This window comes from Rhodococcus sp. UFZ-B548, assembly GCF_903819475.1.
GTDB lineage: Bacteria > Actinomycetota > Actinomycetes > Mycobacteriales > Mycobacteriaceae > Rhodococcus_F > Rhodococcus_F erythropolis.
Map to the genome: position 1 here is coordinate 12,055 of NZ_CAIJDS010000016.1, position 13,591 is coordinate 25,645.

The following is a 13,591-nucleotide window of genomic DNA, read 5'->3' on the forward strand; positions in this document are numbered from 1 at the left end:
CTTTTCTCGGGGTGAAGTCATTGGCACACAGTACTTCGGCTTTCCGTCAGTTCGCTGACACTGCACATTGTTCCGAATGCGAGATCAATTAGCTGACGACCCTGCGGATCTCGCTCTCGGAGGCATTGGCGCCCGTGCAGACAACAGCAACGCGCTTGTCCGCGAAGGTGTTCGGATGTGCGTAGACCGCAGCAAGTGCGGCCGCACCGGCGCCCTCACTCAAAGTGTGTGCGTCGAAAAGGAGAGCCCGCTGCGCGAGGGTGATGTCATCGTCCGTGACGAGCAAGAAACGACCTAGCCGTTCTCGCATGACGCATTGAGTCAATGCGAATCCGGCCCCGGTCGCGAGCCCTTCGACACGAGTGGCGTTCGGGCGCTCGACACAGGTGCCGGAAGTCCACGAGTCGTGCGCCGCTCGTGCGGCCTCCGACTGCACCGCGAACACCTCCAGGTGCGGTGCAAGCGCACTGGCGACGAGGCAAGCGGCCGCCGCACCACTGCCACCACCGACGGGGACGACCACTGCGTCCAGATCTGGCTGCTGCTCGACGAGTTCGACGTACGCCGTGGCAACACCGGCGAGGATTGCCGCCTCATTGGCGGCGCTGACGAGACGCAGTCCGTCACGTTCGCTGATGAACTCTGCGTGAGCGCGTGCCTCGTCGAAGTTTGCGCCGTGCTCGATGAGCTCGGCCCCAAGCATGCGGACAGCGTGAGCCTTGACCGGATTCGCCCCAGCCGGCATCACAATTACGCACCGCACGCCCGCATCCGCTGCGGCATACGCCAGGGACTGAGCATGATTTCCCGTCGAGTAGCCGATGATGCCTCGGGCCCGCGTCGGCTCATCGAGTCCAGCCACCAGGTTCAGTCCACCGCGGACCTTGAACGCACCTGTGGGTTGCACGTTCTCATGTTTGACGAACAACTGGCTGCACGAGCCCGCTCCCAAGGTCGGGTGCGATATCAGGGGCGTGACCGGTAGGTGGCGTCGGACAACCTGACTTGCACGCTGAATGTCCGCCCATGTGGGTGGTTGTAGCCCGGTTGTTGCCGCGAGATCAGGTGCCTGTGCCATGTGGATCACCCTGTCAAACACTGATTCATAGGTCCAATACATGTTTTCGTCGAAAGCATCGAAATCCTCTATGATTTCGGCATGCTCGATCTAATTCGGCTGAGGGTCTTGGTCGCTGTCGCGCAGGAAGGATCGGTGACAGCCGCCGCCGATTCGCTCGGTTACGCGCAGCCCTCCATCAGTCACCACCTTCGACAGCTCGAATCGGAAGTCGGAGTTCCGCTGTTCCAGCGAGCCGGTCGTGGGCTACGTCTGACGGATGCCGGTGCGGTACTGGTTCGGCGCGCCACGGAAATTCTCGGTCACGTCGACGCTGCCGTAGCCGAAGTCGAAACGTACGCGGGACTGAGGGCGGGGCGGGTACGACTTGCCGCATTCCCGTCAGCCCTGGCGAGTTTGATTCCGCAGGCGATGGCAGCGTTCACGTCCCAGTACCCCGACGTGTCCATCAGCCTCGTTGATGCAGAACCACCCAAAGCACTTGCAATGCTTCGTAACAACGACGTCGACGTAGCTGTCGTTTTCGCACACGCGGATACCCCGGATGTGGGGCTGAAGCACGTCACCCTAACGACGTTGCTGGACGATCCGTTGTACCTGATCACCTCTGCGCGGAATGCAGATGCCGCCAACGAGATCACGGACTACGCCGGTGCGACCTGGATTGCAGGCTGTCCGAGCTGCCGCGCCCACCTTCTCACCGCCTGCAATCGAGCTGGGTTCGTTCCACGGATCGAGTTCGAGACCGACGACTACGTCGCGGTCCAAGCGCTGGTCGCCTCCGGAAGCGGAGTCAGCACCCTTCCCGCCCTCGCTCTCCATGCACATCAGAACCCGGGTATCCGCGCACACCGCATTCGCGGCGAGCGACGCACTGTCTCCGTCGCAACCTTCGGGAAACCTCCGCTCGCTCCTGCCCTTGACGCGTTCGTCAGCACCCTCGCAGCGATATCCGACTCCGTGCGTGAGCGGTTCGAACTGGATGGGCACCTGTAGGCGATGAGATCACGGCTGCACCGCACTACCCAGTCAGCGATGGCCTGCCGACAACCGCGACGATCAGCGCGGCAAGTTCACCTTTGGCGTCCTCGGGCGAGAGCACTCCGACTACCGCCGCGTGCGAGAGGGCCTCTGCAGCACCGAATATCGCAGTCATCGATGATTGTCCAAGCCCGTCGGCGCTGAAAGGAGCCAGCACCTCGCGACAACGCTCTGAATAGGCGCGTTCCGACTCGCGCTTGACCTGCTCCAGCTCGGGCGAGCCCTCCAGCGCTGCAAGCACTCCCGTCAGTTCACGCCCCTGTGCCAGTGAACACCCGACATAGGAGTCGGCGATGGCATTCGCCCGCCCGTTCACAGACTCCTCCGCAGCTTCGAGGTATTCCCCGAGCATCACCGTCTGACGATCGTCGAATTCCTTGAAGAGGGCCGCCAACAGCGCAGCGCGGGAGGCGAAATGGCTGTAGACGACCGGCTTTGCAACGCCGGCACGTTCAGCCAACCGGCCGAGGGTCAGCGCATCCGCGCCCTCCTCTCGCACCAGTGCCCACGACACCTCCACGAGTTGTTCGTACCTGTCGGCTCGCGACAGTCTCGTTCGTGCCATCGGACACCTCCTTGCGCTATATACCAATAGTAACCTACTCTTAGTACATAAGCGCACCATCTACCGAAGGAACGCTCATGACCACACTCGTCGTAGTCTCCCACTCCGATCCACAGTCACTTACCCAGCATGTCGCCCGTTCTACCGCCGACGCGATCCGCGACCTGGGCGGCGACGTCGACATCGCGGACCTACATGCCGAGAATTTCGATCCCCGATTCTCCAAAGACGATGTGAACCTGTTCCGCGGCAAGGGGACTCCCCCGGCCGACGTTGTAGCCGAGCAGGACCGAATCGATCGAGCAGACGATCTTATTCTTGTGTTTCCGATGTACTGGTGGTCGATGCCCGCACTACTCAAAGGTTGGATCGATCGAGTCTTCGTCAGCGGATGGGCGTACGAGATCACCCCGGGAAGCGAATTCGTGAAGAAACTGGACCGACTCACGGTCCACCTGATCCCGGTCGCGGGTGACGACGCGGAGAGTTTCGAACGCCACGGTGTGTACGAGGCCTTCCAGACACAGATCGAGCGCGGCATCATCGAATACTGCGGTGCCACACTGGGATCGACAACATTCGTTCACGAGTCGGACACGAAGCGCCGCGATACCCTCGCCGCAGAAATCCAAGACCTCAGCGAAAGCATCGCTGCCCGTGTCGCCTACCCTGCGACCGTGGCTTCCCGTTGACGGTCGGACATCGGTCAACTGACGCTTGACCGGCCCGTGACTGCCCAGTAGCGAAGCGTATCCCCCGTGTGACCGAGGTTGCGCGACAACTGATCAGCTGGGCGCACGCTGTCGAGTAGACCACCACACCCTTCGATTGCCTTACGTGAACCCGCGTTCGTTTCGTCGCAGGTAATCAGGACGCGACTGAGCCCCACCGGGTCGCCTGCATACGTGAGCACCTCCCGCAGAGCAGCCGACGCTAAACCTTTCCGGCGTTCCGACGGCCTGACCCCATAGCCGATGTGACCACCGACATCGGCCAAGAACTCATTCAAGCTGTGCCGCAACTGGATAGCGCCGAGGTACCTGCCGTCTCGAACGATCCACCAGTTGGTTGCCGGGACAATGTCGGGCCCCGGCACTGCCTCTGGCTGCGCCAACAACTCCTGCACCCACTGCCCGAATCCATCCCGGGAGGCAAGATCGAGATCTAGACGTTGCGCAACTCCCAATGCCGAACCGGGCTGGTCCACCTGCGGTCCGCCCCACTCGTCACGCGACTCCAACCAAGACGCCCACAAGGCCTCGTCAGGTGCAACCAGATCGACAGTCATAGCTGCGATGCTACTTCGCACCTGCAACGGTGCCGCTATTCCCCCGAACCGCCGCTGCCTAAGTCCCGAATCCGCTTGTCACGCCAGCAGACTGTGGATCTGATGGGGTCCGTATCCTCTGCGCCACCTGCCGGCCCATGTGATCGCATTCATCGAGACTGATCGTATGGAACCGACGAGGGAATCACAGTTCTCGAATCGACGTGACGACAACTGGCCTGACCGGTTTGGGCGCCGCGCCGCAGCCCGGTGGACGCGGCGCGAGTTCGGAGACCGCAGTCTCGACCATCCACCGCCGTCCGTCCACCTGTGCGACGACGCATGTCCCGTCACTGGCCTGCTCGATGACAGCCAAATCGTCGATTCCGCAGCTGATTTGTTGTCGTACAGCAACTTCCGAAGCCTGCCCCGCAGGAAACCAGCAACTCCGTCCACGCAGGCCTGGCAAATGGACCTGATCTCGGGAAGCCACCTCCACGGCCGTGACACTCTCACCAGCGGACAGACGGCCGTACGTATTGCCGCTCGGCAGCAGGATCATCGACGGCGCAAATCGGTGCCCGCCAGTATGCGAACACTCCCACACCTGGGGTCCGAAGGACGACATCAGCGCTGCGGCAATCGGCCTGCCGAACACAGCGCAGCATTGGTCACGCTTACCGTGCGCACAAACCAAGACGACTGGCTCGTCCACCGATTCGCCCAATCCTGGTGGAGGGCCGTCGAGTAGCGCGAAATCCATGTCGAGCAGGTCAGCCGGTGAATCGATGCGCAACCGTTCGCACCACGAGTCGCTCGGATCGGAGCGCGCGAGCAAGACCGTGTGTCCATCAGTCAACAGATCGGTGCGGCCTGGTCGCCGAATGAACATGATTCGTACGTCGGCAGCATCAGCTCGCCGACTCAGCTCGGCGGCAAGCTCCTCCCCCAAGGCCGTACCGTCCAGCACGTCACGACCCCAAGCGGCATTGAATTCGAGGCATACCCAACCCCGCACGACGGCAGCGCTGCCTGCCAACGGTTCGTCAACAGCAGACAGCGCGGAACAGGTCTCGGCTTCGATCACGAGCCCTATTGTGTCAGCCACGTTGAAAGTCGATCAGCCGTCCCAGTCAGCTCAGTAGAACTTCTTGCCCTCCGCGAGTTGGTTCACGAACTTCTCGATCCGCCTGGCGCGTGTCTCCGGACGCTTTGCCTCCTGCAGTCGGTACGCGATGGTGAATCGATTGGTGGAATTGAGCGTCGCGTAGAACTCGCGAGCCTTCGGGTTTTCCGCAAGCGCATCGAGAAAGTCCTTCGGGACCTCGGCCTTGGCTGCTCCCTCGTACGCGCGATCCCAGCGGCCGTCGGCCTTGGCCTTCTCTATCTCAGCGATGCCGGACGGCTCGAGGAGTCCCGCAGCGTCGAGGCGGGCGACTATCTCGACGTTGCGTTTGGACCACGGACTCCGCGCAGTGCGACGCGAAAACTTCTGCACGAAAAAATCGTCGTCGATTCGCCGGGAGAGGCTGTCGATCCAGCCGAAGCACAAGGCAACGTCCAACGCTTGGTCGTAGTCGATCGAACTGTGTGACGAGTTCTTCTTGGCCATTCTCAGCCAAAGCCCGGGGACCGCCTCGTGGTTCTCGCACAGCCATCGACGGAACTCTTCTCCGTCAGCGAAGTATTCGGTACCGAGTTCGACTGCCATCAGTGCTCCTCATTTTCGCGATACCCATACTCTGACAAAACCCTGCGACAAATATCCGAAAGTTCCGAGTGCGAGTACCCATTTGGCAATACTGACCGTCGAGGCGGCGCGAACCCTCGAGTCGGTGATGCTGTCGCGATGATCGAGGAAATGGAGGCCGACCACGTTCTCGACATAATCGCCCGCCGCCGACAGCACCGGCGCTACGGCAAGCGCACGCCGAGTTGCGGCCGAAAGGGGAACCCGCTCTCCGAGCCGCTTGCCTGCGGACCGCAAAGCCATCGCGTAGATCGCGGGATGTACGAAGTCCGGGTAGTAGTGACTACGAAATCGCGCCGTGGCCTCCGCATCCATGGAGTCCAAGATCTCGAGGTACCGACGAGCGGAAAACGCCGTCTGCACTTCCAATACTTTAGGAGCCACCGGCCCGAGTAAACGCGCAATGTTTGCTTGTGAGACAACAAAAGCGGTGGTCCACAGTGCCATCGCCTTCGCGGAGCCGGTTGGTGCCATGCCACGATCGTGCCATCTTCGAACAACAGAACGGAATGACCCGACGGAAAAGCTCCACAAAATATGCGTGAGGTTGTAAAAAGCGGGCATCCCGTATCGATCATCGGTCCGATAGCGGGGAGCGCGCATGTCGCCCAAGTCCAACCCGACTGTTCTGTTCATCCACGGACTCTGGATGCACCCGACCACGTGGGATCCCTGGGCGCAGGTTTTCAACGCGCAGGGGTACTCCACGATGGCACCCGGATGGCCAGGGGATGCGTCCACGGTGGGTGAGACGCGCGAACACCCGGAGGACATCGCGGGACACGGCATCGACGACGTGACGGACCACTACGCCAAGGTGATCGCTGATCTCGACGAACCACCGATCGTGGTCGGGCATTCGTTCGGAGGTTTGATCGCGCAGAAACTGCTGGGCCAGAAGTTGGCGACCGCGGCAATTGCCATCGACCCCGCTCAGCCCAAAGGTGTGTTGAAACTTCCTCTCGTTCAGCTTGGAAGCGTGTTCCCTGTCCTGTCCAACCCCGGCAACTACCGGAAGGCCTACTCACACAACAGAAAATCGTTCCACAAGTCCTTCGCCAGCGCCGTGTCCCAGGACGAGTCCGACGCCCTGTTCGAGCAGTATGCAATTCCCGCCCCCGGACGGCCGTTGTTCGAGGCAGCACTCGCCAACTTCGCGCCCCACAGCCCCGCTGCAGTGGATTTCAACGCCCGCCGCGGCCCCCTCCTGATGATCGGCGGCGGTAAGGATCGCACAGTACCGAAGGCCAGTTCGGACAGCTCGTTCAAGAAGTACGCCAAGGCCCCGACGATCAACGAATACAAGGTATTCGGCGACCGAGGTCACTCGCTGACCATCGACCACGGTTGGCGTGAGATCGCCGATTACAGCCTTGCCTGGCTCGACAAGCAGGGCATGAGCCCGCCACAAGGCAAGCACGAAAGTCAGTCCTAGCCGAACGCTTGAAACCGACGACGGTACACCTGGGGCGAGATTCCGAGATGAGTCGAAAATGCTCGTCGTAGGGATTCCGAACTGCCGAATCCCGCCAACTGCGCGGCTTCGGTCACCGAGTGGCCGGCATCGAGGAGCGCTTTCGCAGAGTCGAAACGGATCAACTCGACGTATTTGGCCGGCGTCGTCCCTAATTCTTCGCGAAAGAGCCTCGTCAGATGACGCGGGCTCAGGTGCGCCAGGGCAGCCAGTTGCTCGACCGAGTACTCCCCCGCCGGATCGGCCGCGACGGCGTCGACCACTTCTCGCAGCGCAGGGACCCGAGGCCTCGGCCCACTGAGCGAGGGCGAAAACTGTGACTGTCCGCCTGGACGCTGGAGAAATACCACCAGAAGTTGTGCGACGCGTCGAGCCATTTCTGCACCATGATCATGCTCGAGCAATGCGAGCGCGAGGTCGATGCCCGCGGTCACACCCGCAGACGAGAACACCGCGCCATCCTGAATGAAGATGGCGTCAGGAACCACCGTGATCTGTGGATAGGCGCGCGCCAGCGTTGCCGTGTGTTGCCAATGTGTCGTTGCGCGGCGTCCGTCGAGCAATCCACTCGCCGCAAGAATGAATGTCCCGGTACAGATCGAGGCGACCCGGCCCGAACGCCCCGCCAGATCGCTTGCTGCCTCGCGCAGTTCCGGACTCACCGGCGTCGACGGGAACACGTCTCCACCCATGACCAGCAACGTGTCGAAAGAACCGGAATCTACAACGTCACGGTCGACCGGAATGCGCATCCCGGTCGACGAGTCGACATCGTGTCCACCTACCGAGCAGATCACCAACTCGTAGTTCGCCCCGCCGCGATTGGCTTCCGCGAACACCTCACTCGGACCTGCGACGTCGAGCAGTTTGACGCCGTCGAACACCAGGACGGCAACTCGATGCACTGCGGTCACGATGCGCTCTCCTTCGTCCTGATCTGTGGACAGTATGGCCGAGATCAGGGTGCGCCCGCGGGCGTGCTCGACCGACACTGGGATAGACCGAGAAATTCGCAGCAACGACGAGCAGAGCAGGTACCGATGACCACGATCATTGCCGGTGTGAAAATCCCCGATTCGAAGATGGCTGCCGACGCCACCGAGCTGGTACGAGATACGGCGTCCGAGTTACTGTTTCACCACTCGCGACGTGTCTTCCTCTTCGGATCGCTTCAAGGAGCGCGTCTGGGTCTGCAGGCCGACCCCGAATTGCTCTACGTCGGCGCCATGTTCCACGACCTGGGGCTCACCGCGAAATTCCGGGACAGTACGTCACGTTTCGAATTGGACAGCGCCGACGAAGCGCGGCGATTCCTCACCGGCTACGGAGTCGACGAAACCGACATCCGCACAGTGTGGGAAGGCATCGCTCTGCACACGACGCCCGAGATCCCCTCCCGATTGGAACCCGAAATCGCCTTGGTGACAGCGGGTGTGGAGACCGACGTACTCGGAATCGGATACAGCGAACTCGACCAGGCCGACATTGACGCCGTCACCGCGGCTCACCCGCGCCCGGATTTCAAGAATCAGATCTTGAAGGCTTTCACCGAAGGCTTCAAGCACCGTCCCGAAAGTACATTCGGGACGGTCAACGCTGACGTACTCGAACATTTTGTGCCGGGATTTCGGCACATCGATTTTGTCGAGGTCATCCAGAACTCGGCTTGGCCCCAATAGAATTCGCTGTCATTTGGCCGCCTCACTCATCGCAGCGGCATCTTCCGCCCCGAACTTTTCCTCGAGGGTCTCCGGCGAATAGTCGAGGTCGATCTCGGCGACGTCGCGCCCGCGCGCGGACTCGATCGCCGAAAGTCGGCGCTGCGCACGGTCTGCGGCGTACTCGAGGAACTCCTGATTGTCCAAACCGAACGGCTGCACCTCGAATTGATCGTTGACCCAGTTGATCATTCCGAGTGCCATGGGCATGAGTTCACCCATCCGCTGCTGGACGACGTCCCAGTTGTGATCGTCGGCAGCTACGTGCCTTCGGCAGGTGAACGTCCCCCAAGCCATGTGCCGTCGCTCGTCGTCACCGATCTTTCGCACCAATTGCTGCATGCCAGGCAGGATTCCGCGCGTCGCACAGACTTTCTGCCAGGCGTAGTAGCCCGTCAACGCCAAACTGCCCTCGATGACGTGGTTGTACGTGACGCTGGCACGCACCTGGTTGACCGGACTCGGATCCGTCTCGAGAATGCGTAGCGACGAAGGCAACTCCTCGTAGAACAGTTGCCGGTAGTACGGATTGTCAGCGACGTAGGAATGCAGATCGCTGGTCAATCCCACTTCGTCCATCCACAGCCGAAAGACCTGGGTGTGCTTGGCTTCCTCGAAACAGAACTGCGTCAAGTACATCTCGTCGCCGAATCGCCCCTCGGTCGACATCGCTTTCATGAACGGTTGAATGTCTTCGGTGACGGCTTCTTCACCGGCAATGAACTGCGCGCACAGGAAGGTGGCGCTGCGCTGCTGCTCGCTGGTCAGCTCCTGCCAGTCACGAGCGTCCTGGGAAAAATCGAGGTCGGTTGGGTTCCAGAATTTGGCATTTCCCTTGGTGAACAATCGGAGTGGGAACGAATCCCAGTTCAACCCTCCCGACCGAAGAGTACTGAAACCTTCTCGCCCCGGCGAGGTGACAGTCATGACATTCCTTCTTCCCGAACCGAAGACAGATGCCCCATCAGCATGCCCGCAGAACTGAAACGTGAATCAGTTTTGGCGAAATTCGATCTATTCCTTCAGAGAAACGCCCTTGGTCTCCATCACTGCGAAGAGCTTGGCGTTCATCTGAGCCGCCAGATCCGGCCGATACGAGCCGATATTGAGCGGATTGGCTAGATTGTTCAGTTCCAAGGGGTCGGCTTGTAAGTCGTAGAGTTCGTATTGCGGCGCAGCAACTCCCGCAGGATCGAAGTACATCGTGTACTTCCACCGGCTCTCCCGGATGCAGCGGATGTGATTGGGCTGCGTGACGATGTTCTGACCGTCGGGCGTCGCACAATTCTGATCGTCGTAGGTGAACAGAATCGTGTCCTGAACCTGCGCGCTGGGACCGTGGGGGTAGGCGGCAGCGTCGATGATGACCGGTGTCAGATCGGTACCCGAGAAGTTCCACGATCCACGCGCTGGCGCTTGGGCGAGAGTGGCGAGAGTGGGCATCACGTCGATCAACGACGCCAAGGCGTCTGTGCGAACGGGTTCGGGAAACAGCAGGGGGTTGCTGATGACCAGTGGAACGCGCAGCGTTTCCTCGTAGGCGTTGAACACCTTCTGCCGCAAACCTCCGTGGCTCATCCCCATCTCTCCGTGATCGGACATCCGTACGATCACCGTGTCGTCGAGCATCTGCGGGGTGGCTTCGATCGCGTCGAGCACGCTGCCGATGTGTTCGTCGACCACCTTGTGCATGTAGGCGTAGAAGTTGATGTAGTTGCGTGCCTGATCAGTCCCGAGCAGCGGCCCGAGCCCGGCTGCGAGTAGCAATTCCGACTGAACCTGCGCTGTCGGTTTGTGATTGAGTGCCAGGATCTCGTCGAAAGTGGGCGGCAAGTCGATCCCCTGCTCGAAGGCACCTGGCGCGTCCGATCCATAGTTGTCGCACGTTCCGTTCATCGCATTCCAGGTCTGGGGGTACGCGAGGACGTCGTGTGGGTTCACGAACGAGACGATGAGCGCCCAAGGCTGCCCGGATGCGACCGCAGATCCGGAGAGGAAATCGACTGCCTCCTCGGCAACACGGCGATCATGGTCGGCGCACCCGCCACCGAAGTGGTCAGGATTGGTGTCCTGACCCGCGTCGGGGGGAATCCACCCTTCGAAGCCGAATCCCGCTACATCGTCACTTGTCGGATCACCACCCTCGACGCCTTTGCTCAGATGCCACTTCCCCCGGTACTGAACGTTGTAGCCGGCCGACGCCAGCAGCTTTGCCATGTTCTGCTCGGAGACTTGTAACTGTGGCTCGGTGGGTGAGACAGTGCCGCCTTCGGTGAGGGTTCTGGTGACCCCGTGCTGCGCGGGAAAGAGGCCGGTGAAGAACGTACTACGACTGGGCGAGCACATCGCGGTATTGCACACTGCCTGGTCGAACGTCAGCCCGTGATCGGCAATCCTCTTGCGGTTGGGCAGATTCTGATCAGCCCAGCCCTGCGGCCAATACATCGGCCGGCGCTCCTGATCGGTGATGATGACAACGATGTTGGGTTTCTGCGGAAACCGATCGGCGGGCGATGCTTTCGCCGGCGCCGCGCTCGCCGCGCCGGTTGCCACGTCTGCCACTCCGGCGAGGACAAGAGCACCGACGCCACCGAGGAACGTCCGGCGCGGCAATGAATGACAGTGCGAGGCAGGAACGTTCTCTGGGTTCACGGGCGTCGTCCTCTCGGAGGCGTTGTGGCCCCAGAGTTGACCGAATCAGTGTTCGCTACACATGCGCGAGCAAACTGCCTCGGCGCTGATCAGTTCGATGACTCGATCCGCGCAGCGCAGCGGATCCGGTGTCCGGCCGATACCGAGAGGGTCGACAATCGAAATCGTCCTTCGCACGTCAGCCTCCTCGACACCCCACGACCAACCGAAGTCGTGATTCCAGAGCAGAACCGCATTCTTCCCCGGATGGTTTCGGGCATGAACTGGCAGAACGATCACCGCATCCATACTCGGTCCCTGCGGCCATCGGACGGTCTCACCGTGAACGGATCGTGCTACCGCGTCGACGTATTCGTGTGGGGACCAGTCGTTGCCGTTGGTATGCATGGAAGTACATTCGGTGCCGCACGCGTAGCGGATGGGTTCTTGCCGGAACTGATCGAGTATTGCGCTTTCAGGAAATGAACGGCAACACAACGGATTCGAATTGGCGATGGCCGTCGCGATGGACACTGTGGCCGGTACGGAACGAGACCAATTCGCAGCGCGCGACGGTGGCTGCAACAGCGTCGAGGCGATCGGGATCCACCATCCCGCCCAGACCTCCACGCAGGAACAACATGTCAGCTTCGATGAGCGGCAACCGATCCCACCACTGCGGATCCGGTCGGCGGAACTGCTCGAGCGCGGACCGCGTCATCGAGCGATCGAACGTGAGCGCAGCTCGCGGGTGCCGAACCAGACTTGTTGTTGCATGCCACAGTTCTGGCACACTCGGCAATTTCCTCGCGAATACCTGTTCTGCGTCACCTGTGCGTAGCGGCAACGGCGCTTCCTCGATGACCAACTTCCGCACCACGGTGGGTCGTTTCTGCGCGATCAACGACGCCGCGTGCCCGCCGAGCGAATGGCCGACGAGATCCACCTGATCGAGTTCGAGATGATCACACACGTCCATGACGTCGTCGGCGAACTCGTCGAACAGATACGACGACGCCCGAGCGCTCCGGCCGTGGCCGCGAAGATCGACCGAGACAACTCGCCGGTTGCGTGATCGCAAGGTCCGCGCGAACTTGTCCCAGGTACCGCTGTCGCCACCCATTCCGTGCACGAGGACTACCGGAGGCAGATCGGCAACACTGGGATGCGAGCCGGAATCGCGGTAGCTGATCTGGACCCCGCCGGCACTTCGTACGTTAGCGACACTCACGAGTTCCCAGGATAGACCTGTCCTCGTGGATTGCTGAAGCTGTCAGCCGAGGCGGCAACTGCCCTGGCCGCGTGACCTCGTCGTAGCGACCGAGCCCGATCCTCGCGATGTTGCGCAGCGACTCGCTTGCATCGGCGAAGTATCCACAATGCCCTCGAATGGCACCGGTGTCGAAAACAACAGCTCCGTGCTGCGCCCGAACTGGAGACGGGCCGTGCCCGAGGCGACCGATCTTCACGCGTGGGAAATACCGAATCCAGTCCGACGGCCCCAGCGCGGCCCAGAGATTTCCGGCAAAGCACAGGTCTTCGCGAGAACTGGTCCCCATCCCCGGGCTACCGAGCACCACACAATCGTCTACTCGCGCCGACGGGAGGGCGAGTCCGCACACCACGGCCCCGTAGCTGTGTCCGATGAGCGTGACATGCGCCGAACGCGGCAGGATGTGTGTCAATCGCGCCAGATCGATCGCACCGCGTTCTGCGAGTGTCCGCGAGAACGACTCGAGAAATCCCCACGGCGTCCGATAGCCGACCCACACGATCACCGCGACTTGATCGTCCGGTCCGAGCGTTCGGAGCATTCTTCCCAGTGTCCATCCGCTCGCTCGTGGTCCGGTCGGACGGTTCTCGTCGAAGTAGTTTCCCAATCCGTTGTCGTTGCCAGGCACGAAGATGACGATGTGCTCGGCTGTGGCGACATCGCCGAACACCTCCACGATCCGGCCTTCGCCAGACTCGTCGTACGCCAGAAGTTGTGCGTCGTGCAGCTCCGTCTGCTCGTAGTGAAGTCGATCGGTTCCGCAAACTTCAGGTCGACCCGCCGTTGCCATGACA

General features: G+C 61.3%; 16 protein-coding genes. 4 read left to right on the top strand and 12 right to left on the bottom strand.

Going from position 1 to position 13,591, the window contains the following annotated elements:
* Positions 1 to 88: 88 nt before the first annotated feature.
* Positions 89 to 1,078, bottom strand: a complete 990-nt coding sequence (locus H7C86_RS15635) for a threonine/serine dehydratase (protein WP_031330942.1) — start codon at positions 1,076 to 1,078, stop codon at positions 89 to 91.
* Between the two features lie 81 nt (positions 1,079 to 1,159).
* Between H7C86_RS15635 and H7C86_RS15640 the strand changes: the two genes are divergently transcribed.
* A complete protein-coding gene (locus H7C86_RS15640) occupies positions 1,160 to 2,074 on the top strand; it encodes a LysR family transcriptional regulator (protein WP_021332474.1) in 915 nt (304 codons plus the stop codon).
* A 25-nt stretch (positions 2,075 to 2,099) separates the two neighbouring features.
* On the opposite strand, the gene H7C86_RS15645 is transcribed toward H7C86_RS15640, so the two are convergent.
* Positions 2,100 to 2,684 carry a TetR/AcrR family transcriptional regulator gene (locus H7C86_RS15645; RefSeq protein ID WP_020969094.1) on the bottom strand — a complete coding sequence of 195 codons (585 nt, stop codon included), beginning with the start codon at positions 2,682 to 2,684 and terminating at the stop codon, positions 2,100 to 2,102.
* A gap of 77 nt (positions 2,685 to 2,761) precedes the next feature.
* Here H7C86_RS15645 and H7C86_RS15650 point away from each other — a divergent pair, with 77 nt between their 5' ends.
* A complete protein-coding gene (locus tag H7C86_RS15650; RefSeq protein ID WP_021332473.1) occupies positions 2,762 to 3,376 on the top strand; it encodes an NAD(P)H-dependent oxidoreductase in 615 nt (204 codons plus the stop codon).
* 14 nt (positions 3,377 to 3,390) lie between these two features.
* Here the strand turns inward: H7C86_RS15650 and H7C86_RS15655 are convergent, their stop codons facing one another.
* The 4 genes from H7C86_RS15655 to H7C86_RS15670 all read right to left on the bottom strand — a co-directional run bounded on the left by H7C86_RS15655 (position 3,391) and on the right by H7C86_RS15670 (position 6,175).
* Positions 3,391 to 3,972: a GNAT family N-acetyltransferase gene (locus H7C86_RS15655; RefSeq protein WP_021332472.1), complete on the bottom strand. Its 582-nt coding sequence runs from the start codon at positions 3,970 to 3,972 to the stop codon at positions 3,391 to 3,393.
* Positions 3,973 to 4,156: 184 nt separating this feature from the next.
* Positions 4,157 to 5,059, bottom strand: coding sequence for a sucrase ferredoxin (locus H7C86_RS15660; protein WP_021332471.1), 903 nt, complete (start codon positions 5,057 to 5,059; stop codon positions 4,157 to 4,159).
* A gap of 30 nt (positions 5,060 to 5,089) precedes the next feature.
* A complete protein-coding gene (locus tag H7C86_RS15665) occupies positions 5,090 to 5,662 on the bottom strand; it encodes a YdeI family protein (protein ID WP_020969090.1) in 573 nt (190 codons plus the stop codon).
* Between the two features lie 9 nt (positions 5,663 to 5,671).
* On the bottom strand, positions 5,672 to 6,175 hold the full coding sequence (locus H7C86_RS15670) for a hypothetical protein (RefSeq protein ID WP_019747618.1): 504 nt from the start codon (positions 6,173 to 6,175) through the stop codon (positions 5,672 to 5,674).
* Between the two features lie 127 nt (positions 6,176 to 6,302).
* Between H7C86_RS15670 and H7C86_RS15675 the strand changes: the two genes are divergently transcribed.
* Positions 6,303 to 7,136: an alpha/beta hydrolase gene (locus H7C86_RS15675; RefSeq protein WP_019747617.1), complete on the top strand. Its 834-nt coding sequence runs from the start codon at positions 6,303 to 6,305 to the stop codon at positions 7,134 to 7,136.
* Here H7C86_RS15675 and H7C86_RS15680 read toward each other — a convergent pair.
* Positions 7,133 to 8,089, bottom strand: coding sequence for a GlxA family transcriptional regulator (locus H7C86_RS15680; RefSeq protein ID WP_182261798.1), 957 nt, complete (start codon positions 8,087 to 8,089; stop codon positions 7,133 to 7,135). The genes H7C86_RS15675 and H7C86_RS15680 overlap by 4 nt on opposite strands.
* Positions 8,090 to 8,215: 126 nt before the next feature.
* Here H7C86_RS15680 and H7C86_RS15685 point away from each other — a divergent pair, with 126 nt between their 5' ends.
* Entirely contained in the window at positions 8,216 to 8,854 is a 639-nt protein-coding gene (locus H7C86_RS15685) for an HD domain-containing protein (RefSeq protein WP_019747615.1), read from the top strand.
* A 9-nt stretch (positions 8,855 to 8,863) separates the two neighbouring features.
* Here the strand turns inward: H7C86_RS15685 and H7C86_RS15690 are convergent, their stop codons facing one another.
* The 5 genes from H7C86_RS15690 to H7C86_RS15710 form a co-directional block, all read right to left on the bottom strand.
* Positions 8,864 to 9,820 carry a R2-like ligand-binding oxidase gene (locus H7C86_RS15690; protein ID WP_019747614.1) on the bottom strand — a complete coding sequence of 319 codons (957 nt, stop codon included), beginning with the start codon at positions 9,818 to 9,820 and terminating at the stop codon, positions 8,864 to 8,866.
* Between the two features lie 87 nt (positions 9,821 to 9,907).
* Positions 9,908 to 11,545, bottom strand: a complete 1,638-nt coding sequence (locus tag H7C86_RS15695) for a sulfatase-like hydrolase/transferase (protein ID WP_182261799.1) — start codon at positions 11,543 to 11,545, stop codon at positions 9,908 to 9,910.
* A gap of 45 nt (positions 11,546 to 11,590) precedes the next feature.
* Positions 11,591 to 11,932, bottom strand: coding sequence for a DUF6292 family protein (locus H7C86_RS15700; RefSeq protein WP_092763793.1), 342 nt, complete (start codon positions 11,930 to 11,932; stop codon positions 11,591 to 11,593).
* A gap of 67 nt (positions 11,933 to 11,999) precedes the next feature.
* Complete coding sequence (locus H7C86_RS15705) at positions 12,000 to 12,755, bottom strand: alpha/beta fold hydrolase (protein ID WP_020906952.1); 756 nt, start codon at positions 12,753 to 12,755, stop codon at positions 12,000 to 12,002.
* A complete protein-coding gene (locus H7C86_RS15710) occupies positions 12,742 to 13,587 on the bottom strand; it encodes an alpha/beta hydrolase (protein WP_182261800.1) in 846 nt (281 codons plus the stop codon). Before H7C86_RS15710 ends, H7C86_RS15705 begins: the two co-directional genes overlap by 14 nt.
* Positions 13,588 to 13,591: the final 4 nt, after the last annotated feature.

Bases quoted from the DNA above. Each gene is read 5' to 3' on its own strand.
- H7C86_RS15635 (WP_031330942.1), bottom strand. From the start codon at position 1,078: ATGGCACAGGCACCTGATCTCGCGGCAACAACCGGGCTACAACCACCC.
- H7C86_RS15640 (WP_021332474.1), top strand. From the start codon at position 1,160: ATGCTCGATCTAATTCGGCTGAGGGTCTTGGTCGCTGTCGCGCAGGAA.
- H7C86_RS15645 (WP_020969094.1), bottom strand. From the start codon at position 2,684: ATGGCACGAACGAGACTGTCGCGAGCCGACAGGTACGAACAACTCGTG.
- H7C86_RS15650 (WP_021332473.1), top strand. From the start codon at position 2,762: ATGACCACACTCGTCGTAGTCTCCCACTCCGATCCACAGTCACTTACC.
- H7C86_RS15655 (WP_021332472.1), bottom strand. From the start codon at position 3,972: ATGACTGTCGATCTGGTTGCACCTGACGAGGCCTTGTGGGCGTCTTGG.
- H7C86_RS15665 (WP_020969090.1), bottom strand. From the start codon at position 5,662: ATGGCAGTCGAACTCGGTACCGAATACTTCGCTGACGGAGAAGAGTTC.
- H7C86_RS15670 (WP_019747618.1), bottom strand. From the start codon at position 6,175: ATGGCACCAACCGGCTCCGCGAAGGCGATGGCACTGTGGACCACCGCT.
- H7C86_RS15675 (WP_019747617.1), top strand. From the start codon at position 6,303: ATGTCGCCCAAGTCCAACCCGACTGTTCTGTTCATCCACGGACTCTGG.
- H7C86_RS15685 (WP_019747615.1), top strand. From the start codon at position 8,216: ATGACCACGATCATTGCCGGTGTGAAAATCCCCGATTCGAAGATGGCT.
- H7C86_RS15690 (WP_019747614.1), bottom strand. From the start codon at position 9,820: ATGACTGTCACCTCGCCGGGGCGAGAAGGTTTCAGTACTCTTCGGTCG.
- H7C86_RS15700 (WP_092763793.1), bottom strand. From the start codon at position 11,932: ATGCATACCAACGGCAACGACTGGTCCCCACACGAATACGTCGACGCG.
- H7C86_RS15710 (WP_182261800.1), bottom strand. From the start codon at position 13,587: ATGGCAACGGCGGGTCGACCTGAAGTTTGCGGAACCGATCGACTTCAC.